This is a genomic window from Phenylobacterium sp. P4_E10 (genome assembly GCF_056401675.1).
Window position 1 is genome coordinate 328,576 of record NZ_JBFUIW010000001.1, and the last position, 24,796, is coordinate 353,371.

Annotated in this window: 23 protein-coding genes and 1 tRNA gene; 14 read left to right on the plus strand and 10 right to left on the minus strand. The window is 67.7% G+C overall.

Annotated features, from left to right (window positions below; translation table 11 throughout):
- Positions 1-18: 18 nt before the first annotated feature.
- From AC1DQJ_RS01655 to AC1DQJ_RS01665, 3 genes are all read left to right on the plus strand, one after another.
- Positions 19-813, plus strand: a complete 795-nt coding sequence (locus AC1DQJ_RS01655) for a hypothetical protein (RefSeq protein WP_477599607.1) — start codon at positions 19-21, stop codon at positions 811-813.
- Between the two features lie 23 nt (positions 814-836).
- Positions 837-2,651, plus strand: a complete 1,815-nt coding sequence (locus AC1DQJ_RS01660) for an ABCB family ABC transporter ATP-binding protein/permease (RefSeq protein ID WP_477599737.1) — start codon at positions 837-839, stop codon at positions 2,649-2,651.
- Positions 2,652-2,733: 82 nt separating this feature from the next.
- Positions 2,734-3,021 carry a hypothetical protein gene (locus tag AC1DQJ_RS01665; RefSeq protein WP_477599609.1) on the plus strand — a complete coding sequence of 96 codons (288 nt, stop codon included), beginning with the start codon at positions 2,734-2,736 and terminating at the stop codon, positions 3,019-3,021.
- A 47-nt stretch (positions 3,022-3,068) separates the two neighbouring features.
- Here AC1DQJ_RS01665 and AC1DQJ_RS01670 read toward each other — a convergent pair whose 3' ends face one another.
- Entirely contained in the window at positions 3,069-6,308 is a 3,240-nt protein-coding gene (locus AC1DQJ_RS01670) for an efflux RND transporter permease subunit (protein WP_477599611.1), read from the minus strand.
- Positions 6,309-6,339: 31 nt separating this feature from the next.
- Positions 6,340-7,404 carry an efflux RND transporter periplasmic adaptor subunit gene (locus AC1DQJ_RS01675; RefSeq protein ID WP_477599613.1) on the minus strand — a complete coding sequence of 355 codons (1,065 nt, stop codon included), beginning with the start codon at positions 7,402-7,404 and terminating at the stop codon, positions 6,340-6,342.
- Positions 7,405-7,657: 253 nt separating this feature from the next.
- On the opposite strand from AC1DQJ_RS01675, the gene AC1DQJ_RS01680 reads away from it, so the two are divergent.
- From AC1DQJ_RS01680 to AC1DQJ_RS01695, 4 genes are read left to right on the plus strand one after another with little or no spacing between them, the layout of a single operon-like run.
- The gene (locus tag AC1DQJ_RS01680; protein WP_477599615.1) at positions 7,658-8,098 is read left to right on the plus strand and encodes a VOC family protein; all 441 of its coding nucleotides are present in this window, start codon (positions 7,658-7,660) and stop codon (positions 8,096-8,098) included.
- Positions 8,098-8,883 carry an SDR family NAD(P)-dependent oxidoreductase gene (locus AC1DQJ_RS01685; RefSeq protein WP_477599617.1) on the plus strand — a complete coding sequence of 262 codons (786 nt, stop codon included), beginning with the start codon at positions 8,098-8,100 and terminating at the stop codon, positions 8,881-8,883. The genes AC1DQJ_RS01680 and AC1DQJ_RS01685 overlap by 1 nt, the downstream gene beginning before the upstream one ends.
- A 42-nt stretch (positions 8,884-8,925) precedes the next feature.
- The gene (locus tag AC1DQJ_RS01690) at positions 8,926-10,557 is read left to right on the plus strand and encodes an NAD(P)/FAD-dependent oxidoreductase (RefSeq protein WP_477599619.1); all 1,632 of its coding nucleotides are present in this window, start codon (positions 8,926-8,928) and stop codon (positions 10,555-10,557) included.
- A 30-nt stretch (positions 10,558-10,587) separates the two neighbouring features.
- Entirely contained in the window at positions 10,588-11,769 is a 1,182-nt protein-coding gene (locus AC1DQJ_RS01695) for a sensor histidine kinase (protein ID WP_477599621.1), read from the plus strand.
- Here the strand turns inward: AC1DQJ_RS01695 and AC1DQJ_RS01700 are convergent.
- A complete protein-coding gene (locus AC1DQJ_RS01700) occupies positions 11,766-12,527 on the minus strand; it encodes a winged helix-turn-helix domain-containing protein (protein ID WP_477599623.1) in 762 nt (253 codons plus the stop codon). The genes AC1DQJ_RS01695 and AC1DQJ_RS01700 overlap by 4 nt on opposite strands.
- 431 nt (positions 12,528-12,958) lie before the next feature.
- Between AC1DQJ_RS01700 and AC1DQJ_RS01705 the strand changes: the two genes are divergently transcribed.
- Positions 12,959-13,333 carry a UrcA family protein gene (locus AC1DQJ_RS01705; protein WP_477599625.1) on the plus strand — a complete coding sequence of 125 codons (375 nt, stop codon included), beginning with the start codon at positions 12,959-12,961 and terminating at the stop codon, positions 13,331-13,333.
- Here AC1DQJ_RS01705 and AC1DQJ_RS01710 read toward each other — a convergent pair.
- The 4 genes from AC1DQJ_RS01710 to epmA are packed head-to-tail and all read right to left on the minus strand — an operon-like array spanning position 13,269 to position 16,912.
- Entirely contained in the window at positions 13,269-14,261 is a 993-nt protein-coding gene (locus tag AC1DQJ_RS01710; RefSeq protein ID WP_477599627.1) for an alpha/beta fold hydrolase, read from the minus strand. The genes AC1DQJ_RS01705 and AC1DQJ_RS01710 overlap by 65 nt on opposite strands.
- Positions 14,258-14,719 (minus strand): hypothetical protein, encoded by a 462-nt coding sequence (locus AC1DQJ_RS01715; RefSeq protein ID WP_477599629.1) that lies wholly within the window; start codon positions 14,717-14,719, stop codon positions 14,258-14,260. The genes AC1DQJ_RS01710 and AC1DQJ_RS01715 overlap by 4 nt, the downstream gene beginning before the upstream one ends.
- Positions 14,720-14,761: 42 nt before the next feature.
- On the minus strand, positions 14,762-15,805 hold the full coding sequence (locus tag AC1DQJ_RS01720; RefSeq protein WP_477599631.1) for a lysine-2,3-aminomutase-like protein: 1,044 nt from the start codon (positions 15,803-15,805) through the stop codon (positions 14,762-14,764).
- A 48-nt stretch (positions 15,806-15,853) separates the two neighbouring features.
- Complete coding sequence (gene epmA, locus AC1DQJ_RS01725; RefSeq protein WP_477599633.1) at positions 15,854-16,912, minus strand: EF-P lysine aminoacylase EpmA; 1,059 nt, start codon at positions 16,910-16,912, stop codon at positions 15,854-15,856.
- A 140-nt stretch (positions 16,913-17,052) separates the two neighbouring features.
- On the opposite strand from epmA, the gene efp reads away from it, so the two are divergent.
- Positions 17,053-17,619: an elongation factor P gene (efp, locus tag AC1DQJ_RS01730; protein ID WP_477599635.1), complete on the plus strand. Its 567-nt coding sequence runs from the start codon at positions 17,053-17,055 to the stop codon at positions 17,617-17,619.
- Positions 17,620-17,678: 59 nt separating this feature from the next.
- Here efp and AC1DQJ_RS01735 read toward each other — a convergent pair whose 3' ends face one another.
- Both AC1DQJ_RS01735 and AC1DQJ_RS01740 read right to left on the minus strand, forming a co-directional pair.
- On the minus strand, positions 17,679-18,302 hold the full coding sequence (locus tag AC1DQJ_RS01735) for a peptidylprolyl isomerase (protein ID WP_477599637.1): 624 nt from the start codon (positions 18,300-18,302) through the stop codon (positions 17,679-17,681).
- A gap of 80 nt (positions 18,303-18,382) precedes the next feature.
- Positions 18,383-18,458: transfer RNA gene (locus AC1DQJ_RS01740), tRNA-Asn, on the minus strand.
- A 279-nt stretch (positions 18,459-18,737) separates the two neighbouring features.
- On the opposite strand from AC1DQJ_RS01740, the gene AC1DQJ_RS01745 reads away from it, so the two are divergent.
- Both AC1DQJ_RS01745 and AC1DQJ_RS01750 read left to right on the plus strand, forming a co-directional pair.
- A complete protein-coding gene (locus AC1DQJ_RS01745; RefSeq protein WP_477599639.1) occupies positions 18,738-20,147 on the plus strand; it encodes a Mur ligase family protein in 1,410 nt (469 codons plus the stop codon).
- A gap of 96 nt (positions 20,148-20,243) precedes the next feature.
- Positions 20,244-21,359: an FAD-dependent oxidoreductase gene (locus AC1DQJ_RS01750; RefSeq protein WP_477599640.1), complete on the plus strand. Its 1,116-nt coding sequence runs from the start codon at positions 20,244-20,246 to the stop codon at positions 21,357-21,359.
- A gap of 1 nt (position 21,360) precedes the next feature.
- Here the strand turns inward: AC1DQJ_RS01750 and AC1DQJ_RS01755 are convergent, their stop codons facing one another.
- Entirely contained in the window at positions 21,361-22,659 is a 1,299-nt protein-coding gene (locus AC1DQJ_RS01755; protein WP_477599642.1) for an acyl-CoA dehydrogenase family protein, read from the minus strand.
- 164 nt (positions 22,660-22,823) lie between these two features.
- Here AC1DQJ_RS01755 and AC1DQJ_RS01760 point away from each other — a divergent pair, with 164 nt between their 5' ends.
- The 3 genes from AC1DQJ_RS01760 to AC1DQJ_RS01770 all read left to right on the plus strand — a co-directional run bounded on the left by AC1DQJ_RS01760 (position 22,824) and on the right by AC1DQJ_RS01770 (position 24,779).
- The gene (locus AC1DQJ_RS01760; RefSeq protein ID WP_477599644.1) at positions 22,824-23,366 is read left to right on the plus strand and encodes a hypothetical protein; all 543 of its coding nucleotides are present in this window, start codon (positions 22,824-22,826) and stop codon (positions 23,364-23,366) included.
- A 70-nt stretch (positions 23,367-23,436) separates the two neighbouring features.
- On the plus strand, positions 23,437-24,426 hold the full coding sequence (locus AC1DQJ_RS01765) for a phosphotransferase family protein (RefSeq protein WP_477599646.1): 990 nt from the start codon (positions 23,437-23,439) through the stop codon (positions 24,424-24,426).
- The gene (locus AC1DQJ_RS01770) at positions 24,423-24,779 is read left to right on the plus strand and encodes a DUF6285 domain-containing protein (protein ID WP_477599648.1); all 357 of its coding nucleotides are present in this window, start codon (positions 24,423-24,425) and stop codon (positions 24,777-24,779) included. Before AC1DQJ_RS01765 ends, AC1DQJ_RS01770 begins: the two co-directional genes overlap by 4 nt.
- The last annotated feature ends 17 nt before the right edge of the window (positions 24,780-24,796 follow it).

Genomic DNA, 24,796 nt, shown 5'->3' on the forward strand with positions numbered 1-24,796 from the left:
TGGAGATTCAAGCAAGCCGTGCGTCGCGCCTCCGTTCCGTTCCATCCCCTATCGTTGGCGTTGCCGCTGATCCTGTCGCTGGTTGGCTGCGGCGAAGGCCAAGCGCCCGCCGCCGCTCCGGGCAAGGCCTTTCCCGGCCAGGGCGACGCCGGCTACCTGGCCCCGCCCGCGGTGATTTCGACCAAGCCGACGTCGCAAGGCGTGCGGGTTGTCGGGCAGGCCCCGGCCGGCTCGCGGGTGCGCCTGGCGACCCCCGAGGGCGAGGCGCAATACGCTGAGGCGGGCGCCAAGGGCGATTGGGCCCTGGAGCTCCCGGCCTCGACGAAGGCGCGGATCTTCGGGCTGTCCTCGACCCTGGCCGGTCGCCTGATCCAGAGCGAGGGCTATCTGCTGCTGACTCCGGCGGGCGAGCCGGTGCTGCTGCGCGCCGGAGCCGGAGCGCTGCGCGTGGCCCGGTCCGGCAAGAACGGCGTCGACGCCGTCGATTTCGATCGTGAGGGCGGGGCGGTGATCTCCGGGCGCGCCCCGGCCGGGACTGCGCTCTCCATCCTCGTGGACGGGCGCAAGTTCGCCGAGGGCAAGGCGGACTCCAAGGGCCGCTACGCGCTTTCTATGACCCAGCAGCCGCTGGTCGCCGGACGGCGGCAGATAGACGTGTTCGGCGACGCCACCGAAAACCCCGTGATCGTCGATGCGACCCCGGCCCCGCCGCTGTCGAGCGGTCCGTTCCGAGCTTCCAACGTCGACGCCGGACTGCGGATCGACTGGATGACGCCCGGCGGCGGCGCGCAGTCGACCATCCTGCTCAAGTGACGCCAGCTCACGCCGCCAGGCATATGGCCACCCCGGGGGCGATCGCTCCCGCTACCGCGAAGTTCGACTTCTGGCGCTCGATGGCCGACCTGGCGCAACTGGTCATGCGCTCGGGCGCGCCGGGCCTGCGTTGGCGGATCGCCGCCTCGCTCGCCCTGGTGTTCGCCGGCAAGCTGGCCGGCGTCGGGGCGCCGGTGGCGCTCGGCGAGGCGATCAACCGGTTGGCCCCAGGCGGCGGTCAGGCCGCCTCGATCGGCTTCGATTTCCTGATGCTGGCCATGGCCTTCGCCGGTCTGCGCCTCGTGGCCGCCTGCGCGCCGAACCTACGGGACATGATCTTCACCGTGGTCGCCCAATCAACCATGGCCAAGGCCGCGACCGAGACCTTCGCCCACGCCCTGGCTCTGGGCCTCGACTATCACCAGGGCAAGCAGACCGGCAGCCTGTCGCGGGTCATCGACCGTGGCGCCCGCTCCACCGACTTCCTGATGCGCAGCGTGGTCTTCAACCTTGGCCCCACGGCCATCGAGCTGGTCATGGCCATGACGGTCATGGCGGTGCGGCTCGATTGGCGCTTCGCCGCCACCGCCTTCGTGACCATCGTCCTCTATGCGGTGCTGACCTTCCGGATCACCGACTGGCGCCTGGCCCACCGGCGCGAGCTCAACGAGGCCGACAGCCGCACGGCGGGTCTCTCTGTGGACGCCCTGCTGAACTACGAGACGGTCAAGACCTTCGGGTCTGAGGAGCGCACGGTCGGCCGCTACGAGGACGCCATGGCCGACTATGTCCGGGCCGGCGTTCGCGCCAACGCCTCGCTGGCCATGCTCAACGCCATCCAGGCCCTGGTGCTGAACCTCGGCTTGGCCCTGATGACCGTCATGGCCGGCCACGAGGTGCTGGAAGGCCGTATGCGCATCGGCGACGTGACCATGGCCATCCTGCTGCTGATCGGCATCTACGGCCCGCTCAACATGCTGGGCTTCAACTACCGCGAGATCCGCCAGGCCTTCATCGACATGGAGCAGATGGTCCAACTGATGGCGGTGAAGCCGGACATCGTCGATGCGCCGGACGCCCGCGCCCTGCCGCCGGCGACCGGGCAGGGGGCCGAGATCGTCTTCGACCAGGTCGACTTCCGCCACGACGCGCGCTCGACCGGGCTGATCGACGTCAGTTTCCGCGCCGCGCCCGGCGCGACGGTGGCGCTGGTCGGGCCTTCGGGCGCCGGCAAGACCACCGCCATCCGCCTGGCCCTACGCCTGATCGATCCCCAGGGTGGCCGCATCACCCTCGACGGCGTCGATCTGCGCAACGTCAAGCAGGCTGCTCTGCGCCAGGCTGTGGCGCTGGTCCCGCAGGATGTGGCGCTATTCAACGACACCATCGCCGCTAACATCGCCTTCGCCCGACCCGACGCCAGCGCCCAGGACATCCGCGCCGCCGCCGAGGCGGCGGAGCTGGGCGGGTTTATCGACAGCCTGCCGGACGGCATGGCGACCCGCGTCGGCGAGCGGGGACTGAAGCTTTCCGGCGGCGAGCGCCAGCGGGTGGGCATCGCCCGGGCCCTGCTGGCAGTTCCGCGTGTGCTGGTGCTCGACGAGGCCACCAGCGCTCTGGATGGTCCCACCGAGGCGGCCATCCAGGAGACCCTGCGCAAGGTGCGTGCGGGACGCACCACCCTGGTCATCGCCCACCGCCTGTCGACGGTCGTCGACGCCGACCTGATCATCGTCCTGCGCCGCGGCCGCATCGTCGAGCAAGGCCGTCACGCCGAACTGCTTGAGAAGGGCGGCGAGTACGCCGCGCTCTGGCGTCGCCAGACTCGGGAAGGGTGAGGGTGCGCGATGTTCGTCAGCATATCGCAACGCAACGTCACTTGAGGGGGTTAGGGTAGCGGGCCGCTGGAGGGGCCTCCCCATGCTTCCTTACAATCCCTGGCTCAAGCTCTCGCTCGACACCTTCTGGCTCGGTGCGGAGGCCAGCCAAGTCATCGCCCTTCGCATGGCCAAGCTCGCCGCCGGCGGATCCGAGGCGGCCGCCGAGACCGAGCGGATGATGTCTGAGAAGGTGACGGCGGCCCTGGCGGCCCAGACCCAGCTGGTGCTCGGCGCGATGTCGGGATCGGCTCACGCTGGGCCCGCGCGCGCCGTTGCGCTCTATCGCCGAAAGGTTCGAGCCAATCGCCGGCGGCTCGCAAGAGCGTGACTCGGTTCAGATGAATTCACCTGAACCGGAAAAGTCTAAGCGGGCGGCTATTCCGCGGCCTTGGGCAGGTCCTCGCCGCCGACCACGCTCGCTTCGGGCTTGCGGCGATGCGGGAGCCAGCGGGCGCCAGTACGATCCCACAGCCACTTGAAGCGCCGCGAGGCGACCTTCGGGGCGGCCAGCAGGACCGGCGTCAGGATCAGGGTCAGCATGGTCGCGAACGACAGGCCCCAGACCACCGCGCCGGAGAGCTGCACCCACCACTCGGACCCTGGCGCCTTGTACTCCATGTGCATGCCGTGGAAGTTCGGATGCAGCTGGAACATCAGCGGCAGCAGGCCGACAACGGTCACCAGGGTGGTCAGCATCACCGGGCGGAACCGCTGGGTGGCCGAGCGCACCGCCGCCTCGTCGGCCGGGAAGCCCGCGCGGCGCAGCTGATAGTAGGTGTCGACCAGCACGATGTTATGGCCCACCACGACCCCTGCTAGGGCGACGACGCCAGTCCCGAGCATGATCACCGAGATGTAGTCGAAGGTGTGCGCGATATTGACCACCACGCCCAGCAGCACGCCGACCGTGGACAGCGCAACCGCCGACAAGGTCACCAGCACCCCGTAGTACGAGTTGAACTGCCAGAGCAGGATCACCGCCATCAGGAACAGCGACACGGCCATGGCGGTGAGGAAGAACTTGGCCGCCTCCTGGCCTTCTTCGTCGGCGCCGGTGAACTTCCAGCGGACCGAGGCGTCGATACCGGCCTTTTCAAGCCACGGCCTCAGCTCGGCGATCTTCTGGTTGGCGGCCACGCCCTCGATGGTGTTGGCCTGGATCACCACCAGGCGCTGGGCGTCCCGGCGCTGGATCGTCGTCACCTGCTGGGCCGGCGACAGCTTGATGAAGTAGCTGGCCGGCACCGGCCCGAACTGGGTCGGGATCTTCAGGGTGTCGAACGCCGCCACGTTGCGGCTTTCCGGCGGGAAGCGGACGCGGATATCGAGCTCGTCGTCGGCGTCGTCGGGGCGGAAGCGTCCGACCAGCACGCCGCCGGTGACGAACTGGATCGCCTGTCCGACGGCCAGCACGTCGACCCCGTAGCGTCCGGCCGCCTCACGGTCGACGGCCATGTTCCACTCGATGCCGGGCGAGGTGCGGTTGTCTTCCAGTTCGTAAAGCTGCGGGTCGGCGGCGAACTTGGCCTTCACCAGGTCGGCCGCGCGGTTGAGCGCAATCGGGTCCTGGCTGCGCAGTTCGACCTGCACGTCCTTGCCGGTCGGCGGGCCGCCTTGGGGCTCGCGCACCTCGACCTCGATGCCTGGGATGTTGGAGACCCGCTTGCGGACCTCGTTGGCGATGTCCTTGCCGACAATGCCGAGCTTCTGGCGATCCTCGAAGTCCACGAAGTCGAGGTTCATCCTTCCGACCGTGTCGTTCGGCGCCGAGTTGGGACCGCCGCCGGGGCTGGAGGTGCCCGAGCGTGTGTAGATCGAATTGACGCCCTTGAGGCCCTGCAGGCGGCTTTCGACCTGCCGCACCAGCACGTCCTGGGCCTGGGGCGAGAGGTTGCCGCGCGCCTTGACGTAGACGGCCACCCACTCAGGATCCTGCTGCAGGAAGAACTCGGTGGGCTTCTTCTCGAGGATGAAGCCGGCCACCACGGCAACGATGACGCCAAGCGTCGCCAGGCAGGTGCGGCCGGGATGCTTGCCCAGATAGTCGATGGTGCGCGCGTACCAGCCCATGAAGCCGGTCATCTCGCGCGGGTCGCCCCGCTCGGATTTCTCGATCTCTGCCAGGTGGGCTGCGTCCACCGCTGCCTTGCGCCCGAAGATCGAGCCTAGCGCTGGGGTGAAGATCAGGGCGATGAAGATCGACGCGCCCAGCACATAGAACAGGGTCATGGGCAGGAAGCTCATGAACTTGCCGGGGATCGAGTTCCAGAACAGGAACGGCAGGAAGGCGCAGAGGGTGGTTAGGGTGCCGTTCAGGACCGGCCAGAACATCCGCTTGCCGGCCGCGGCGAAGGCTTCCTCCTTCGACAGGCCCTCGGCCATCTTCCGGTCGGCGTACTCCACCACCACGATGCCGCCGTCGACCAGGATGCCGACCGCCAGCACCAGGCCGAACATGACCATCTGGTTGAGGGTCACGCCGTTCGCGTTGAGCATCAGGAAGGCCAGCATGAAGCAGGCCGGGATCGCCGCGCCGACCATCAGGCCCTGACGGATGCCTAGGGTCGCCACGATGATCAGCATGACCAGGATGGTGGCGATCAGCAGGCCGCTCTCCAGCACCACGAGGGTGCGGCCGATGAAGTCGCTTTCGTCGAAGATGTAGGAGACCTTGACCGTCTCGGGCCAGCGCTTCTGCTCCTCGGCGACGACCTTGCGGACCTCCTTGACGGTGTCCAGGATGTTCGCGCCCGAGCGCTTGGAGACCTCGACCGAGAAGGCCGGCTCGCCGTTGAAACGCGTGATGAAGGTGGCTTCTTTGAACGTGCGGCGCACGTCGCCGATGTCGCCGACCGTGATGAGCCGGTCGCCGTTCTTCTTGATCGGCAGGGCCAGGATGTCTTCGGGGCGTTCGACCACGCCGGGGACCTTGACCGCGAACTTGCCGGCGCCGGATTCCAGGTTGCCGGCTGGAACCAGCTGGTTGTTGCGGGCGATCAATTGCGCCAGTTCGCCGGTGGTGACATTGGCCGCCTCCATGCGCACCGGATCGATGGTGACTTCGAGCACTTCCTCGCGGCCGCCGTTGAGGAAGACCTCGAGCACGCCGGGTGAGCTTTCCAGACGGTCCTGGAGGCCGCGCGCGATCTGGAACAGCGTCCGTTCAGGCGCCCCGCCGGACAGAACGACGCCGATGATCGGGTCACCCGAGGCGTTGGCCTCCTCGATGATCGGTTCCTCGGCGTCCGGTGGGAACTTGCCGCGCGCCWGGTCGACCTTGGCGCGCACTTCCGCTAGCGCCTTGTCTTTGTTGAAGTCCGCCTCGAATTCGAGGTTCACGATCGCCATGCCCTGGCGGGAGACGGCGTTCATCTCCTTGATGCCCTCGATCGTCTGGAGCTCGGTCTCCAGCGGGCGGACCAGCAGACGTTCGGCATCCTCGGGACTGACCCCGGGATAGGGCACCACCACGGCGATGAACGGGAAGTCGATGTTGGGATTCGATTCCCGCGGCATCGACAGATAGCCGAAGAAGCCGAACAGGCTGGCGATCAGGGTGACCGCGAGGACGACCTTCCGTCGCTTGATAGCGCCGTCGATCAGAGGTCCGATCATAAGCTCGTCTCCTGAGGAGCGGCCCGCGCGCCTAGCGCGCCGAGGCCACTCGAACCTTCTGACCCTCGGCCACGTACGACTGGCCGACGGTGATCACGCGGACGGGGCCCTTCAGCCCGGTCACCCAGACGCCCTTCGGCGTCTCTTCCAGCACCTTGATCGCGGCGAAAGCGACCTTGTTGTCCGCCAACACGTACCGCACGCCCTGGCGACCGGCCGCGTCAAGCACCAAGGACGACAGCGGCACCAGGTGGGCCGGGCCGGAACCGGAGCTGATACGCACCGACGCCGACAGGCCCGAGCGGGTCATCTGCGGGTTCGCCGCGGCGATTTCGACCCGATAGGTGCGGGTCTGAGCGTCGGCCTCACGGGCCGCGTAGCGGACACGGCCGGTCAGGGTCTCGCCAGACGTCAGCTGGGCGGTGGCGTGAGCGCCGACCTGCACCTTCGAGGCCTCCGTCTCCGGCAGGTCGCCGACGATCAGCAGCGGGTTGAGCTCGATCATCGTGCCGCACGGTTGGCCGGGCGCCAGGTAGGTCCCGATCTCCGCGTCGCGCTTGTCGAACACCCCGTCGAACGGCGCGCGAATGCTCATTTGCTCCACGCCGAGCTCAGCCTGGCGCACATTGGCCGATGCGGCGTCGAGGTTGGCTTGATCTTGGAGCACCTGAGTTTGCGAGCGATAGCCCTTGGCGTGCAGGTCGGCCGAGGCCTTCTGTTGCAACTGGCGCGAGCGGTACATGGCGCGGGCCTGGTCCACGGTTGCCTGGCGGGCGTCCAGGTTCAGGCGGCACAAGATTGTCCCCTTGCGGACGAACGAGCCTTCGACGGCTGGTGTCGCAGCGACCACGCCAGCGGTCTCCGAACGGACAATGACGCTGCGGGCAGCTTCCGTGCGGCCGCGAATGGCCACGTCGTATTCACGGACGGTCTCTGGGGTCAGTACGGCCTGCACAGTCGGCAGCGCGTTGGCCGTGGTCTTGGCTTCCGCCGAGCCCGACTTGCCGGCGCGGCTCATCACGGTGCCGACCGCGAATGCCACGAGCAGCACCGCCACGACGATGACCACGAACAGATACTGAGACTTGAGCCGCATGCAGTCGTTTTCCCCCCGGGCTGCAACGATTTTGCGACCGCAGTGAATCGCAGTCGTACGCCCAGGCCTCTTTAGTTAGGTTGCAGCGTGTTCTGATGCCACCGTTCTGCGACTGCAAATGAAATCGCGGACAGATAGCCGGAACCGCGGATAATGTGCCCCTGGCGCCGCAGGATTGCAGCAAGCCCTTGCTTGGTCTTTAACGCCCACGCTTCGCCGCCGAACTAGGCGGCTTCAAGGAAGAACACCGCCCGTGAAGTATCTGCACACTATGGTCAGGGTCCGCGACCTCGACGCCTCGCTCGACTTCTACTGCAACAAGCTGGGACTGGTCGAAGTCTCCCGCAGTGACAATCCGGGCGGTAGATTTACCCTGGTGTTCCTCTGCGCCCCCGGCGATGAGGCCGCCGCGCGCGAGAGCAAGGCGCCGACGGTCGAGCTGACCTACAACTGGGACCCCGAGGACTACCAGGGCGGGCGAAACTTCGGCCACCTGGCCTATGCGGTCGACGACATCTACGCGGTCTGCCAGCGCCTGGCCGACGGCGGCGTGACCATCAATCGCCCGCCGCGCGACGGCCACATGGCCTTCGTCCGCTCGCCGGACGGCATCTCCATCGAGCTGCTGCAGGCCGGTCCGCGCAAGGAGCCCGCCGAGCCCTGGGCCTCGATGGCCAATACGGGCGCCTGGTGATGGCTGGCAGACTTTCCGGGCGCGCGGCGCTGATCACCGGTGCGGCGGGCGGCATTGGCCTCGGTTGCGCTGAAGCGTTCGCGGCCGAGGGCTGCGATCTGGTCCTTCTCGATCTCGACGAGGCGAGAGTCGCTGCGGCGGCCGCGGAACTGGCCGCGCGCTCGGGCCGCAAGGTCCATGCGCTCGCCTGCGACCTCTCCGACGCCGAGGCGGCCCGCAAGGCGGTGATCCGGGCGGCGGCGCTGCTGGGGCGCATCGACGTCCTGGTCAACAACGCCGGCATTCTGGCTCCGGGCGACATCCTCGACGCCGAGCTCGAGGACTTCGATCGGGTGCTCGCGGTCAACCTGCGCGCGCCCTTCGTGGTCGGCCAGACCGTGGCGCGGCACATGGTCGACGCCAAGATCCGGGGCTCGATCATCAACATGTCCTCGATCAACGCGGTGCTCGCGATCCCCAATCAGATCGCCTACGTCACTTCCAAGGGCGGCCTGGCCCAGCTGACCAAGGCCATGGCTCTGGGCCTGGCGCCGCATGGCGTGCGAGTGAACGCCATCGGCCCCGGCACCATCGTCACCGACATCCTCAAGGGGGTGATGGAGAACGACGACGCTCGCCGCCGGGTCCTGGCGCGCACGCCGCTTGGTCGCTTCGGCGAGCCGTCCGAGATCGGCAAGGTCGCCGTGTTCCTGGCCAGCGACGACAGTTCCTACATGACCGGCCAGACCATCTATCCCGATGGCGGCCGCCTGGCCCTGAACTACACGGTGCCGGTCGCGGAGTAGGGGGCGGCTTCCTTCCCACTCAAGACCGGCTAAAAGCCCCCGATGCTGCGACTGACCGAAATCAAGCTGCCCCTGGACCATCCGCCGGAGGCGCTCCGTGCCGCGGTGCTGGAAAAGCTGGGCGTGCCCGACGACGAGCTGCTGGAGCTGGCGATCTTCCGTCGGGCCAACGACGCGCGCCGCAAGGCGGCGATCCTGATGGTCTACACGGTCGATGTGGTGCTGGCCGACGAGGCCAAGGCCCTGGCCCGTCACGCCGGCGACCGCAACGTCCAGCCGACGCCGGACATGGCCTACCGCCATGTCGCCCTGGCGCCGGCCGATCTGGCGCGGCGTCCGGTGGTCGTCGGCGCAGGCCCGTGTGGGCTGTTCGCCGGGCTGATCCTGGCCGAGATGGGCTTCAAGCCGATCATCCTCGACCGCGGCAAGGTGGTCCGCGAGCGGACCAAGGACACCTGGGACCTCTGGCGGCGCAGCAAGCTGCACCCTGAATCCAACGTCCAGTTCGGGGAAGGCGGGGCCGGCACCTTCTCAGACGGCAAGCTCTACAGCCAGGTCAAGGATCCGCGCTTCCTCAGCCGCAAGGTGCTGAGCGAGTTCGTCGCGGCCGGCGCTCCGCCGGAAATCCTCACCGAAGCCCACCCCCACGTCGGCACCTTCCGCCTGGTGACCATGGTCGAGGCCATGCGCGAGAAGGTCGAGAGCCTCGGCGGCGAGTACCGCTTTCAGCACAAGGTCGAGGACTTCGACATCGTCGAGGAGGGCGGCGCCCGGCGGATCGTCGGCCTGCACCTGCAGGACGGCGGCTACATCGAGGCCGACCACGTCGTGCTGGCCCTCGGCCACAGCGCCCGCGACACCTTCGAGACGCTCTACGAGCGCGGCGTCCATATCGAGGCCAAGCCCTTCTCGCTCGGCTTCCGCATCGAGCACCCGCAGTCCTGGATCGACCGCGCCCGCTTCGGGACCAGCGCCGGCCACAAGGACCTCGGCGCGGCCGCCTACAGCCTCTCGCACCACTGCTCCAATGGCCGCACGGTCTATAGCTTCTGCATGTGCCCCGGCGGCACGGTGGTCGCCGCCGCCTCCGAGCCTGGCCGGGTCGTCACTAACGGCATGAGCCAGTATTCCCGCAACGAGCGAAACGCCAACGCCGGCATCGTTGTCGGCATCACGCCGGACAAGGATTATCCGGGCCATCCGCTGGCCGGCATCGCCCTGCAACGCCACTGGGAGGCCCAGGCCTTCGAGGCCGGCGGACGCACCTACGCCGCGCCCGGCCAGCGGGTCGGCGACTTCCTGGCCGGCAAGGCCTCCACCGCCCTGGGCGAGATCGTCCCGTCCTACCGCCCCGGCGTCACCCCCACCGATCTCTCGACCTGCCTGCCCGACTTCGCCATCGAGGCGATCCGTGAGGCCCTGCCGGCGTTCGCGCGTCAGATCCCCGGCTTCGACGCCGCCGACGCGGTGCTGACCGGGGTCGAGACCCGCACTTCCTCGCCGGTTCGCATCACCCGCGGCGCCGATTTCCAGAGCCTCAACACCACCGGCCTCTACCCGGCAGGGGAGGGCGCGGGCTACGCCGGCGGGATCCTCTCGGCCTCCATCGACGGCATCAAGGTCGCCGAGGCGCTGGCGATGAGCTTAATGGCGGCGGCGCGCGGGGTCGTTTAGTCTGCGCTGATGAGCGCCAAGGCTTCAGACGTGGCCTGCCTAACCGGTATTGAGCGCGACCTGCAGCTGGTCGCGGGCATCGATGCGGTCCCGAAAATTCTCGACATAATCTGCCATATGACCGGCATGGGCTTCGCGGCGGTGGCGCGGGTCACCAGCAGCCAGTGGATCGCCTGCGCTGTGCGCGACGATATCGAGTTCGGGCTTCATCCGGGCGATGAGTTGCCGCTGAAGACCACGCTCTGCGATCAGGTCTGCCGAACTCATGAGGCGGTTGTGATCGACAACGTCGCCGATGATCGGCGCTACCACAACCACCCGACGCCGGCGCTCTACGGGCTGCAGAGCTACATTTCGTTCCCGATCATCCGCGAGAACGGCGAGGTCTTCGGCACGCTCTGCGCGATCGATCGCAAGCCGGCCAAGGTCTCGCGGGGCGAGGTCATGGAGAGCTTCAGGCTGTTCTCCGAACTGATCGCCTTTCATATCGAGGCGGTGGATCGTGTAGCCGCCAGCGAGGCGGCCCTGATCGACGCCAACGAGGCGGCGGTCCTGCGCGAGCAGTTCGTCGCCGTCCTGGGCCATGACCTGCGCAATCCTCTCGCGGCGATCCAGGCAGGCGCGAGCTTCCTGCAGAAGACCCAGGTTGAGCAGAAGACACAGTTCGTCGTGCAGCAGATCCTCGAGAGCGCCGGACGGATGGAACGTCTGATCGCCGACGTGCTGGATTTCGCGCGCGGGCGACTGGGCGGGGGCATCCCCCTGACCCGCCTGCGGCATGTCGATCTCGTCGACCTCATCGAACAAACGGTGCAGGAGCTTCGCGCCGCGTGGCCGGACCGGATGATCGTCACAGAACTGTCCATTACCCGTTCAGTCGGCTGCGATCCCGACCGCATGGCGCAGCTGGTCTCCAACCTGCTCTCCAACGCCCTGACCCATGGATCGGCCAGCGCGCCGGTGCGTGTGGAGGCCCGCACCGACGCCCGCGCCTTCGAGCTCTCGGTGAGTAACGCCGGCGAGCCGATCCCGGGCAGCGCCCTGCCGCAGCTGTTCCAGCCGTTCAAGCGCAAGGAGGGCGGACCCCCGCGCGCCGGCCTCGGCCTGGGGCTCTACATCGCCTCGCAGATCGCCCAGGGCCACGGCGGCGCACTCGACGTTCATTCGACGCCCGAGCAGACCCGCTTCCGTCTGGTGATGCCCCTGGACTAGGCCGCGGCCTCTCCCGGCCCCAGCGCCTGCGTCAACGCCGCCGCCACCGCCTCGGCTATGGCGTCTTGCAGGGCGAACACATCCGACAGCCGACGGTCGAACCGGTCGGACCAAAGGGTGGTCTGGCTCTCGCACTCGATCAGATAGGCGGTGATCCGCACCTGCTCGCCGGAGCGGCGAACCGATCCGTCCAGCACATGGGTGGCTCGAAGCTGCTCGGCCACGTGGGTCAGGGCCTTCTGACTGCCCCGGAACTGGAAGCTGGAGGAGCGGCCGATCACCTTCAGGTCGGTGCGCCGCGACACCGCCTGCAGGATCTCCTCGGATATCCCGTCGGAGAAGTGACCCATGCCCGCCTCGTCCGAGAGGTTCTCGAACGGCAGCACCGCCACCAGCGCCTCGCAGCTGGCTGCAGCGTCGGGGCGAAGCTCCTCCAGCCGGTAGCCGACCCGGGCGATGGTTTCGATGGTCATGCTGACGGCGTCGGGGTCCAGGCGGCGCAGCGCCGCCACGCAGCGGTTGACGGCGTCGTCGCCGACCAGCCGGCCGCTCCAGCAGGCGGTGATCAGATCATCGCGTGAGACGACCTCGCCGCGTCGGCGAGCCAGGGCGGCCAGGACCTGCATGATCCGCGGCTCCAGGACCTCGCGGCGCTCGCCCGGGCCCAGCACCTCGCGGGTCGCCGGCCGGACTTCCATCTGCCCCAGACGGAAGACCGGCTCGTGGGCGAGGTCGATGGGAAGCTCATCGGCGCTCATGGTCTAGCTCGCGGGCGGCTTGCGCCGCCATTGGAATTCCACATCTGGACCTCCTTCGGATCGATAGGCGCTGGCGCGCCGACCGCTAGAAATCCGTCCCTAATGTTGAGAAGAGGCCCCCTCTGGGGAGGTGCGGTGGCGCGGCGACTGGCGTGCTTGAACCGCGCACAAGACCAGCCGGGGATATGCCGCGAGGCGATCCGCTAGAGCTCTATCATGCTGGAATCGTGCGCCCCGGCTCCTGGAGTGTCAAGGCGCGAGGCCGGTCTCGGGTAGAGCCCTGCGGCGTCACCGCTCAGCGGCGCAAACCTCGGCCGTCATCGTCGAACCATCGGCGAACCATCCCGTCCTCCGTCGCGACGGCTCGCTTGTCCGGCGCTCAACTGTGGGGGCGTGGCGATGCTGCCCGCATAGCCGACAGGAGAATGGTGATGGTTCGTCCGACACCTCTACTGATGATCGCGGTGCTGATGGCGGCGGGGGCCTATCCCGCTGAGGGGCAGGAGGGCCCGCTTACGCCAAAGCCGACCATCGTCACGGTCAGGGTGCCGATCGGCGACCTGGACCTCAGCCAGGACGCCGGGGCCGAGACGCTGCTGCGGCGGGCCTCCATGGCGGCCAGCCGCGCCTGCGGCGGCGTGCCTGGAGTGGGCGTGTTCGTGATGGTCGAGACCAAGGCCTTCCGCGAGTGCAGGGCCAAGGCCCTTTCGCAGGCTGTGGCCAGTTTGGACTCGCCGGTGGTCAGCCAGCGCTTCGCCCAGGGCCGGGAGGCGGAGGTTGTGCGGCTGGCGCAGGCGCGGCCTTGACGTCGACCGGCGGCAGGCCTTCGACAAAGGCGCGAAGGTCGGCCGCCGAGCGGTCGGGAATCTGCTCCATCGCCACGTGGCCGACCTTTGGATAGACGATCAGCTTCGCGCCGGGGATCGCCGCGGCCATGGCCTTGCCGTCCGCCACCGGGATCAGCCGGTCCTCCTCACCGTGCATGACCAGAGTCGGGACCGTGACCTGGGCGAAGATGCTGGGGCTCACCGGCGCGCGCGGCTCGGCCTGGCGGGCCAGCAGCATGGCGCGGCGGCCCGGGGCCCTGGCGAAGTCGACATAGCGGTCGACCAGCGGCTTGGTCACCAGGCTCTCGTCGAGATAGGCGTCCTTCAATCCAGGCTCGGCCACCGGGCGCGGATCGGCGTTGCGCAGGACCACCCGGCCCAGCGGATTGGCCATCATCTTGAAGACCAGCGGCGTCGACTTGTTCTCTTCCTTCCGCGGCCAGCCGCCCGGGCTGACCAGCACGAGCCCGCGCAGATCCTGCGGATGGGCGATGGCGTAGTTCCAGGCCACCCCTCCGCCCATGGAATTGCCGACCAGCACGAACGGCGGGAGGTCCAGCTTGTCCGCCGCGGCCTTCACGAAGGCGACATTGCCCTCGGTGCTGGTCGCGTAACCCACCGGCGTGCGCGTGAGGCCATGGCCGGGCAGGTCGATGCTGACCACGCGATAGTCGCCCGACAGTCGCTCGACCCAAGGCTCCCAGGTGTGCAGCGAGGCTGAGAAGCCGTGCAGTAGCACGATGGTCGGCCCCTGGCCCTGGTCGCGATAGTGGGCCCGCGTGCCGTCCGGCAGGGTCATGAAGCGCGAGGCCGGACTGGCGTACTTCGCTTCCAGTTCGGCATAGGGGATGTCGCGGGCGCAGGCGCTCAGCAGGCAGGCGAGCGCGAAGATCAGCAGCGGCCTCATGCGCCGGCCGCCTCGCCCTTGCCGATCCGCGACTGCGCGAACCAGGCGACGATCAGCCCGAAAGCCAGCATGGCCAGGCCGTTCTTGACCAGACCCTCGACGCTGAACTTGGGGAACCGCCCGACCGCCGACAGCGGCAGGACGACGTAGTTCATGACGATGTAGATCCCGACGCCGTAGGCCAGCCCGCCGGCGATCCATTGGCGGCGCAGCCAGGGTAGCTTCAGACTGGCGAGCACGAACACCGCGGCGATGATGATCCCCATCAACAGCTGCAGCACGAAGCCCAGCGCGATGCTCCCGGTCCCGCCGCTGAACGCGGCCTTGCCGATCAGCCCGCTGGCGATGAACTGCAGGATGAAGCCCGGATCCTTGCCGCTGATCAGGCAGGCCGCGCCGATGTCCAGCGCGCCGGCGACCACGCCGCCGAGGATGATGGCGGTCAGGATGGATCTCATGACGTTTCCCCCGTCCGTGTTCCCGGACGAGGCGACGCTAGTTCAAGACCGCGGTTCGCTCAACTTCGGCGGATAGGCGTGGATCACGCCGTTCGGGTCTTCAACGGTGGTCTCGCCGACATAGTTCGGACCGACCGGGACCTTGCCGTGGCCATCGGGGATGTCGAGCACATAGGTCGGCTGGCAGAGGCCGGAAAAGCGCCCGCGCATGGCCCGCATCAGCGCCTGGCCCTCCTCGACGCTGGCCCGCAGGTGCGAGGTGCCGGGCGCCAGGTCACCCTGGTGCAGGTAGTAGGGCTTGATCCGCGTCTCGACGAAGCCGCGCATCAGCTGGCCCAGCACCTCGGGGTCGTCGTTGACGCCCTTGAGCAGCACGGTCTGGCTGATCATCGGCAGGCCGGCGTCGATGATCCGGGCGCAGGCGGCGCGCGCAGCGGGGGTCAGTTCGCGCGGGTGGTTGGCGTGCAGGGCGACATAGACCGCCTTGCCCTCGCACTTGATCGCCTCGACCAGTTCGTCCGTGACCGCCGCCGGGTCCACCACGGGCACGCGGGTGTGGTAGCGTACGACCTTCACGTGCTCGATCGCCGCCAGCCGGTTCGAGATGTCGGCCAGCCTGCGGGGCGAGAGCACGAACGGGTCGCCGCCGGTGACGATGACCTCCCAGATCTCGGTCCGTCCGGCGATGTAGGCGATGGCCGCGTCCAGCTGCGCAGGCGTCAGGTTTGACAGCCCTTCCGGCCCGACCATCTCGCGGCGGAAGCAGAACCGGCAGTAGACCGCGCAGGTGTGAGTGGGCTTGAGCAGCACCCGGTCGGGATAGCGATGGACGACGCCCTCGACCGGACTATGGGTGAAGTCGCCGACCGGGTCGGCGTTCTCGGCCGGAGTTGTTTCCAGCTCGGCCTGAGTCGGCATCAGCTGGCGGGCGATCGGGTCGGCCGGATCATTCGGGTCGATCAGCTCGGCCATGGCCGGGGTGATCGCCAGGGCATAGCGCGCTGCGACGCGCTCGAGCTCCGGCAGCCGCTCCAGCGGCGCCAGCCCGGCGTCGATCAGATCGCTAGCCTTGCGAAGTGTTCCCATCGAGCGCGCATATGGCCCATGCGGGCAGAAGGCGCAAACGCCGCCGTGTCACGCGGAGTGATCGGCCACCGGCGTCCACACCACCTGTTCGATGCGGCTCGCGCCGGTCGCCAGCATGACCAGCCGGTCGAACCCCAGCGCCGAACCGCAGGCCGGCGGCATGTGGGGCAGGGCGGCGAGGAAGTCCTCGTCGATCGGATAGCGCTCGCCATAGACCCGGGCCTTCTCGGCCATCTCCGCCTCGAAGCGCCGCCTCTGCTCGACCGGATCGGTCAACTCGCCGAACGCATTGGCCAGTTCGACGCCGCAGGCATAGAGCTCGAACCGCTCGGCCACCCGGGGATCGCTGGGCTTGGGGCGGGCCAGCGCCGCCTCGCTGATCGGGTACTCGCAGAGGATCGTCGGCCGGCCGACGCCGAGGTTCGGCTCGATCTTCTCGACGAGCACTTTGGAATAGATATCCGCCCAGACGTCGTCGCCGGCGACCCGAACGCCGCTGGCGCTCGCGGCGTTCGCCAGGCCATCGCGGTCGGTCTCGCCGCCCGCCGAGACGGTCGCCAGCAAGTCGATGCCGGCGTGCCGGTCGAAGGCCTCCTGCAGGCTCAACCGTTCAGGTTCCTGGAAGGGATCGCTGGAAAGCTGCCGATAGGACAACGTTTTTGCGCCGATCGTCTCCGCCGCCAGCGCCATCAGCTCGGCGCAGTCGGTCATCAGTTGCTCATAAGGCTCGTGGGTGCGGTACCACTCAAGCAGGGTGAACTCCGGATGATGCAGCGGCCCGCGCTCGCGATTGCGCCAGACGCGGGCGAAATCGAAGATCCGGGTCTCGCCGGCCGCGAGCAACTTCTTGCAGGCGAACTCCGGCGAGGTGTGCAGGTGAAGCGGATGGCGATCACCGGAATTGCCAATAATTTCAGTAGTAAAGGCGTGAAGGTGGGCCTCGTTGCCGGGCGATACCTGCAGCGCCGCGCCCTCGACCTCGGTGAACCCGCGCTCCTCGAACCACCGGCGCGTCGCCCGGGTGATCGCCCCCCGGGCCAGCAGGAACGGCCGCCGGTCCTGATGGATGTCGGCCCGCCACCATGGCGATTGTGAAGCTGTCGGCACAGGCATCCTCTATGCGGCCAATTCGATCATGACTGGCGAATTTCGCCTTCATCGTATAGGTGCGCGGAAAGACCGCCGCTCGGCGGAACCGTGCGGGGGTCGATGGCGGCCCCTCCCCAATAGGCTCGAGGACGAACTACGTGAAGGTCGCTGCCAGCTCGCTCAGGAAAGGCGCCGTCGTTGACATGGACGGCAAGCTCTATGTCGTCCTGACCGCCGAAAACATCCATCCCGGCAAGGGAACCCCGGTCACCCAGCTCAACATGCGCCGCATCTCCGACGGCGTGAAGGTGTCGGAACGCTGGCGGACGACCGAGCAGGTCGAGCGCGCCTTTGTCGACGACCGCAACTACAACTTCCTTTACCAGGACGGTGAGGGCTACCACTTCATGCAGCCCGAGACCTACGATCAGGTCGTGGTTTCGGAAGACACCGTCGGCGACAACGCCCCCTGGCTGAGCGACGGCATGACCGTCGTGCTCTCGGTCCACGAGGGCGTTCCAATCGCCATGGAGTTGCCGCGCCTGGTGACCTTCGAGATCGCCGAGACCGAACCGTCGGTGAAGGGCCAGACCGCGTCGTCCTCGTACAAGCCGGCGATCCTGACCAACGGCCAGCGCGTGATGGTGCCGCCCTACATCGCGCCCGGCACCCGCGTGGTGATCCTGACGGAAGACTGGTCCTACCAGGAACGCGCCAAGGACTAAGGTCCTCTGCAATATACGAAATTCAGCGCCTCCCTCGATCTCGAGGGAGGCGTTTTTCGTTAGGGCTCGCGCCGCGCGGTGACGATCTTCACGGGCTTGGCCAACATCTCACCCTTCATCACACCTTCGCCGGCGGTCGGGGAGGTCGGCTCGGCGAGGATCTTCTTCACCGTGTCCATGCCCTCGACGACCTTGCCGAAGGTCGCAAAGCCCAGGTTGTCGCCGGACTGCTTGGGATCGGCGTCCATGTAGGTCATGTCGCCGACGCAGATGAAGAAGTCCGAAGTGGCGCTCCCCGGCGTCGTGCGGCCCATCGAGATCGCCCCGTTGGTGTGCGACAGCCCGGTCTTGGTCGTGGGCTCGTGCGCGATGGGCTTGAGCACCCGCTTGGGGTCGTTCTGCACGCCGCCCTGGACCAGGCCGTACTCCGGCGCGTTCGGCACCTTGGAGGCCCTGTAGAAGGTCGCTCCATCGAACCGCTTCTCGTCGATATAACGCAGGAAGTTCTTGGCGGTGATCGGCGCCTTGTCCGGATAGAGCTCCAGCACGATTGGCCCGTCCGCAGTCTCCAACTTCACCCGCACGGGGCCGCCCGCTGCAGGCGCCGGCTGAGCAGGGGCCTGGGCCAGGGCTGGGCTCGCGGCCAGAGCAGCCGTCACGGCCAGGAAATCGCGTCGCTTCATCGGCAGGGACTCCAGATCTCGCGCGACTTTAGCGCGGCAAGCTGCGCGCGCAATCGACTGGCGATGTCTGGAAATCCAAGTGGCTCCCCGAGCAGGACTCGAACCTGCGACAAGTCGGTTAACAGCCGACTGCTCTACCAACTGAGCTATCGGGGATCACGTTGGAGGCGGCGATATACCCAGCGCTGGCGGGGTGCGCAAGCGGTCAATTCGACTTTCGCACAGATCAAAAAAAGAGCCCGGCCGAAGCCGGGCTTTGAACGAAGTGTGGTGATGGTGGGGTGTCTTCAAGGAAGACGCAGCCGAGGTTCGGCTTCCATGGTTAAGCGCGGATTAACGTCCGTTCTCGCCATATGATCCTGCGCGACGCCGTGCACCCTCGACGGGGCGCCCGCCCATCGCTACCACCAGGGAAACTTCGAGGTTTAGGGCGGAATGCGTATCCATTTCACCGGGATAGCCGGGGCCGGCATGAGCGCCGTGGCCTTGATGATGCGCAGCGCCGGTCACGAGGTTTCTGGATCGGACGAAGACGTCTTCCCGCCGATGTCGACCTATGTCGAAGGGCTGGGCTTTCCGTTCCACCGTCGATTCGACGCGGCGAATCTCCCCGACGGGCTCGACGTGCTGGTTCTGGGGACCAGCGCCAAGCTCGGCGCCGAATCGAATCCGGAGGTAGCGGCCGCGCGCGAACGCGGCGTCTTCATCACCACCTTCGCCGAAATGCTGGGGAAGGCGACTGAGGGCCGCGAGAACACCGTGGTGGCCGGCTCGTTCGGCAAGTCGACCTGCACCGCCCTGATGGCCCACATCCTCTTCCAGGCCGGCAATGATCCGGGCTGGATGGTCGGAGCCATCTCCCCGTCGCTGCCGGCGACCGGTCAGTGGGGCTCAGGCCCCGTGGCGCTGGAGGGCGACGAGTACATCGTCTCGGCCTCCGATCGGCGCTCGAAGTTTGCGCTCTACCATCCAGATCACCTGCTGCTGACCTCGCTGGTCCATGACCACGTCAACGTCTTCCCGACCTTCGCCGAGTACGAGGCGCCGTTCCGCGAACTGCTTCGCGCCTTACCGGCCGGCGGTGTGGCGGTGACGCGCGACCATCCGGCCGTGCGGACGATCGCCGCCGAAACCCAGGCCCGCATCGTCTGGTACGACACCGCCCCGTGCGACGGCTGGTACAGCCGCAAGGTCAGCTACGGCGAGACCACCAGTTTCGAGCTGGTCGGGCCGGACGGCCGGGTCCTGGCCCTGACCACCCAGCTGCTGGGCGCACACAACGTCGAAAACGTCGTCGGCGTCGCGGCCTATCTGCTGGAGCGGGGCCTGGTGTCCGAGGCTGCGCTGACCACGGGCCTGGCCAGTTTCGCCGGCATCCGCCGCCGCCTCGACCGGCTGAGCACGACCTCGGCTGTGCCGCTGATCGAGGGCTTCGGCAGTTCCTACGAAAAGGCCCACTCGGCGATCGGGGCCATGCGGCTGCACTATCCCGACCGCCCGCTGGTCGTAGTCTTCGAGCCGCACACCTTCAGCTGGCGAAGCCGCGATGCGCTGCCCTGGTACGACACGGTGTTCGAGGGGGCCGCGCGGGTGCTGATCTGCCCGCCGCCGGTGCACGGCGCCGGCAGCCACGATCAGTCGACCTACGAGGAAATCCTCGCCCGCACCCGCGCCGCCGGCGTTGTGGTCGAGGGCGTGGCCAGCGCCCAGGCGGCCATCGAAGCGCTCTCGCACCTGCAAGGTGACGAGGTAGTGCTCCTGTTGTCCTCGGGCCCGCTGCTGGGCCTCCCCGACAGCCTGCCGGCGCTGTTTGATGGGCTCTACGCCGCCCCTGCCTACGCCTGAGGCGCCGCACACCTCTTCGTTGAGCCCGCCCCGCTGAGGGTTGGCTGCGAAGCGCCGCCATTGCAGACTCCCTCGCATCGAACAGTGGGGACGGGCATGCACACCAGGCGGACTTTCGGACTGATGCTGGCGGGCGGGACGCTGGCCGGCTGCGCGACGACCCCTGCAGCCATGGGCTTTTCCGACCCCTTGCAGCCGTCTGGACCCCTGCGCCTGGCCCCAGTGCATGTCTCGGAGGATCGGGTGATCCGGGTCATCGCCGGTCTGCGCCCCTATCGGCCGAGCGGCTTTGTCGTGCGGAGCGAAAAGCTCGGGGACAAGCTCGTGGTCCACAACTACGGCCATGGCGGCGGCGGCATCACCCTCTCCTGGGGCACTTCACACCTGGCGCTGGACGAGGGCTTCGCCGGGCCTGAACGCGACTATGCGGTGCTGGGCTGCGGGGCGGTGGGCCTGGCGACGGCGCGGCTGATCCAGCGGCGCGGCGGGCGGGTGACCATCTACGCCAAGGCGCTGCCGCCCGAGACGACCTCCAATATCGCCGGCGGCCAGTGGTGGCCGGCCTCGGCCTACGACAAGGCGGTGGCGACGCCGCAGTTCATGGAGCAGCTGGTTCGGGCGGCCAAGCTCTCGTATCTCCACTACCAGCAGCTCTCCGGGCCGGAGTACGGCGTCCACTGGACCCGCAACTATGTGGTCGACGAGGACCGCTTCGGGGCCGGCGACTTATTCCAGCGGCTGTCCGATATGGCTCCGGAGCTGAAGACGGTTCCAGCCGGACAGCATCCGTTCGGCAAGTACAGCCTGCAGTACTGGGACAGCATGATGGTCGAGCCGCCGATCTATCTGCAGGCGATGATGGAGGACGTGGTCGCGGCCGGCGGCAAGATCGTGGTGCGCGACCTGAAGTCCCGGAGCGAAGTCCAGGCCCTGCCTGAAGCGGTGATCTTCAACTGCACGGGCCTGGGGGCAGGGGAGCTGTTCGGCGACAAGGAGATCACCCCGGCCCGCGGCCAGCTGGTCGTGCTGCTGCCCCAGCCGGAGGTCACCTACAACCTGATGTCCAATCGCGCCTACATGTTCCCCCGGCGCGACGGGATCATCCTCGGCGGCTCGTTCGACAAGGGGAACTGGTCGACCGAGCCGGATGGCGAACTCACCAAGCGCATCCTTGCGGATCACAAGGCGATGTTCGCCAAGCTCAAAACCTGAGCTACTCCGCCGCCTCCTTGAACTGCGCTCGCTTGGGCCCGAGGTAGCCGAACAGGAAGGCGGCGACCTTGCGCATCTGGATCTCCTCGCTGCCCTCGGTGATCCGATAGCGGCGGTGGTGGCGGTAGATGTGCTCGAACGGCTTGTGCCGGGAATAGCCGATACCGCCGTGCACCTGCATGGCCCGGTCGGCGGCCTCGCAGACCAGGCGGTTAGCCCAGTAGTTGCACATCGAAACCTTGTCGGAGATCTGCCGCTCGATCTCCTTGTGCGGCATGTGATCCATCTCCCAGGCGGTCTTGCGGATCAGCAGGCGCAGCATCTCGCACTGGGTGGCGAGCTCCACTAGCGGCCACTGGATCGCCTGGTTCTCGGCCAGCGCCTTGCCGAAGGGCTTGCGCTGGCGGGCGTACTTCACGCTCTCCTCGATGCAGTAGACAGCCGCTCCCAGCGACGAGGCCGCCTGCCGGATGCGGTTCTGGTGCACGAACGACTGCCCCAACCCCAGGCCGCGATCGATCTGGCCCCAATAGCTGTCCTCCGGGATCCAGACGTCGGTGAAGCTGACCCGCGGGTGGTCGGTCGGCATGTTGAAGGTCCAGAGGTACTCCTCGATCTTCACGCCGGGCGTATTGGCCGGGACGATGAAGCAGGTGATGCCCGTCGCGTCGCCGTCCTTGCCTGAGGTGCGGGCGAAGACCATCACGTGGGTCGCCACGTGCATGCCTGTCGTCCACATTTTCTCGCCCTGGATCAGCCAGCCTGGCTGTCCGTCCTTCTCGTGCGGGACGGCGGTGGTCTCCATGAAGGTTGCATCCGAGCCGTGGTTCGGCTCGGTCAGGCCAAAGCCGGTGCGCATCTGGCCGGCCAGCAGCTTCTCGCCGTCGCGAGCGTACTGTGCGTTGGTCGCGAACTCCTTGAACATCAGGATGAAGGGGTTGTTGCCGACAATCGAGTGCTCGTTCTGTAGGTCGTTGTGCAGGCCAAGGCCCTTGGCCGCCAGGTGCTCGCGGATCACCGCCATGGCCAGGTTTGATCCGTCCTTGCCGCCCATCTCCTTGGGCCAGGCGAAGCGCAGGTGGCCGGCCTCGTCGGCCAGCTTGCGGGCCTTGCCCAGCAATTCCTCCCACTCCTTCTTCGGCAGGCCGCCGGCGTCCCAGTCGGTGCGCTCGTATTCACGGCGATGATCGAAGAAGCGGATATTGTCGTCGGCGTTCTCCAGCGGCTTGATCTCGGCCTCGATGAAGGCGTCGAGTTCGGCCAGGTAAGCCGTCAATTCGGGCGACAAGCTGAAGTCCATCGCGATCTCCTCCCTACGTTTTGAGGCATCGTAACCCAGGTCTGCGCTTCCGCCGGGTCAGGGTCGGCGTTGGTCGACGGAGCGTCTCGCTTCATCGTTTACCGCTCGCCCTTTGCAGCTCGCTCGCCTAGCCCGAACGGACAGAAATTCGGGGATCAAACGCGATGTCGAGCGCGCTGCTCATCAGCTTTCTGGCAGCCCTGACGGCAGGCGACATCGCGCCTTTGGCGGGCGCCTGGTCTCAAAGGTCGTCCGGCCCCGAGCTGACCCTGACGCCGAAGATCAAGATCATGCCCAGCATCGCGGCGACCGGCTTTGCGATCGGAACCTCGGGTGTCGGCGGCTCACAGACCACCACGACGATCCAGAACGACTACAGCTCGGTCCAGACCGATCGGGCGATGACTCTCAGCGTGCGGACGGATGGCGCTTTCACCTGGGTGATCGACAAGAGCCGCGCCTCCGGCAAGCCTGGGTGCAAGGTCGTGACCCGGGAAGAGAAGACCGGCGTGGTCAGGGCCGTCGACGGGCGGGCCACCTTCCAGATCTCCGGCGGCAGCCAGAGCTCCCGCGACACCTGCGACCCGGCCAAGACCAGCACCAGCAGCAAGCCTGCCAGCAGCGAAACCTACAGCTATGCGGTGTCGCCGGCCGGCCTGAAGATCAGCGGCCCTGGCGGCGTGGACTGGGCGTTCAGCGCACGTTGACGCAGCGTCGCCGTTTACATGCGCGCAAAACATCGTCCTGATCGGCGCCTCTAGTCGTGGATGAGGCGCCATGTCCGAACAGGTACTCGAAGCGCTGAAGGGCCTGGCGCCGCGTTTGGGCGGGACGGGGGCGCAGGTCGAAGGCCTGCAGCGCCTGTCCGGCGGGGCCAGCATGGAGACCTGGGCCTTTGCGCTCGCCGGCCCTGGCGGGCGTGAGGAACTGATCCTGCGCCGCCGTTCGGCCCCGATGGATCCGGGCGAGGGGCGGTCGGTGTCGCTGGCCATGGAGGCCGCGCTGATCACCGCCGCACACGGTGTCGGCGCGCCGGTCGCGCCGCTTGTCCACCTGGCCGCGCCTGAGGATGGCCTGGGCGAGGCGCACATCACCAAGCGGGTCGGCGGCGAGACCCTCGGCCGCAAGATCGTGTTCGATCCCAGGTTCGAGGCGGTGCGTCCAAAGCTGGCGCGCCAGTGCGGCGAGATCCTGGCCCAGATCCACTCAGCGCCGCCGCCGCCGGGGCTGAAGACAGTCGATTTCCTGGAGGAGTTGGCCCGCTACGAGGAGGTCTATCGGCGCTCGGGGGCTGAGCGGCCGATCCTGGAGTTGGCGTTCCAGCACCTGAAGAAGCACGCCCCGCCGCCGCGCCCGGCGGTGCTGCTGCACGGCGACTTCCGGAACGGCAACCTGATGATCGACCCGGACAAGGGCGTCGCTGCGGTGCTGGACTGGGAGCTGTCCCACTGCGGCGACCCGGCCGAGGACCTCAGCTGGATCTGCGTCAACTCCTGGCGCTTCGGCCGCGCAGACAAGCCGGTGGGCGGTTTTGGCGAGTATCAGGAACTGCTCGATGGCTACGCCGCGGCCGGCGGGGGAGATATCCCGCTGGCGCGGGTGCGCTATTGGCAGGCGCTGGGCTCACTGAAATGGGGCGTCATGTGTCTGATGATGTACGCCAGCTACGCGGCCGGAACCGAAAGCTCGGTGGAGCGCCCGATGATCGGCCGGCGGGTCTCGGAGACCGAGATCGACCTCGTCACCCTGCTGGAGAACGGCCTGTGATCGATCATCCTCGCGCCGAAGAACTGGTTGAAGCCGTCGCCCGCTGGATCGACAGCGTCCGTCCAGGTCTCCCGCCACGCGACGCCTTCCTGGCCCGTGTGGCCGCCAACGCCCTCAGCGTGGTCCGTCGCGAGCTGATTGAGGGACCGACGGCCGAATTGGCGGCGCAGGCCCGACTGGCGGAACTGCTGGGCCGGGACGGCACGGTGGCCGAACTGAACGCCGAGCTGTGCGCGCGGCTGCGGGACCGGGCTATGGATCGTGACACTCCCGGCCTGCTGGCGGCGTTGCGGGCAAACATCACCGAGCAGATCGCCATCGACCAGCCGAGCTATGCGCCGGAGCCGCGCTGAGCGACAATTCCTGCCCT

Excerpts from the sequence above, each read along its gene's own strand:
- AC1DQJ_RS01755 (WP_477599642.1), bottom strand. The coding sequence starts at position 22,659 with ATGGACTTCAGCTTGTCGCCCGAATTGACGGCTTACCTGGCCGAACTC.
- AC1DQJ_RS01685 (WP_477599617.1), top strand. The coding sequence starts at position 8,098 with ATGGCTGGCAGACTTTCCGGGCGCGCGGCGCTGATCACCGGTGCGGCG.
- AC1DQJ_RS01675 (WP_477599613.1), bottom strand. The coding sequence starts at position 7,404 with ATGCGGCTCAAGTCTCAGTATCTGTTCGTGGTCATCGTCGTGGCGGTG.
- AC1DQJ_RS01705 (WP_477599625.1), top strand. The coding sequence starts at position 12,959 with ATGGTTCGTCCGACACCTCTACTGATGATCGCGGTGCTGATGGCGGCG.
- AC1DQJ_RS01690 (WP_477599619.1), top strand. The coding sequence starts at position 8,926 with ATGCTGCGACTGACCGAAATCAAGCTGCCCCTGGACCATCCGCCGGAG.
- AC1DQJ_RS01710 (WP_477599627.1), bottom strand. The coding sequence starts at position 14,261 with ATGAGGCCGCTGCTGATCTTCGCGCTCGCCTGCCTGCTGAGCGCCTGC.
- AC1DQJ_RS01750 (WP_477599640.1), top strand. The coding sequence starts at position 20,244 with ATGCACACCAGGCGGACTTTCGGACTGATGCTGGCGGGCGGGACGCTG.
- AC1DQJ_RS01660 (WP_477599737.1), top strand. The coding sequence starts at position 837 with ATGGCCACCCCGGGGGCGATCGCTCCCGCTACCGCGAAGTTCGACTTC.
- AC1DQJ_RS01665 (WP_477599609.1), top strand. The coding sequence starts at position 2,734 with ATGCTTCCTTACAATCCCTGGCTCAAGCTCTCGCTCGACACCTTCTGG.
- AC1DQJ_RS01720 (WP_477599631.1), bottom strand. The coding sequence starts at position 15,805 with ATGGGAACACTTCGCAAGGCTAGCGATCTGATCGACGCCGGGCTGGCG.
- AC1DQJ_RS01700 (WP_477599623.1), bottom strand. The coding sequence starts at position 12,527 with ATGAGCGCCGATGAGCTTCCCATCGACCTCGCCCACGAGCCGGTCTTC.
- AC1DQJ_RS01760 (WP_477599644.1), top strand. The coding sequence starts at position 22,824 with ATGTCGAGCGCGCTGCTCATCAGCTTTCTGGCAGCCCTGACGGCAGGC.
- AC1DQJ_RS01735 (WP_477599637.1), bottom strand. The coding sequence starts at position 18,302 with ATGAAGCGACGCGATTTCCTGGCCGTGACGGCTGCTCTGGCCGCGAGC.
- AC1DQJ_RS01745 (WP_477599639.1), top strand. The coding sequence starts at position 18,738 with ATGCGTATCCATTTCACCGGGATAGCCGGGGCCGGCATGAGCGCCGTG.
- AC1DQJ_RS01765 (WP_477599646.1), top strand. The coding sequence starts at position 23,437 with ATGTCCGAACAGGTACTCGAAGCGCTGAAGGGCCTGGCGCCGCGTTTG.
- AC1DQJ_RS01715 (WP_477599629.1), bottom strand. The coding sequence starts at position 14,719 with ATGAGATCCATCCTGACCGCCATCATCCTCGGCGGCGTGGTCGCCGGC.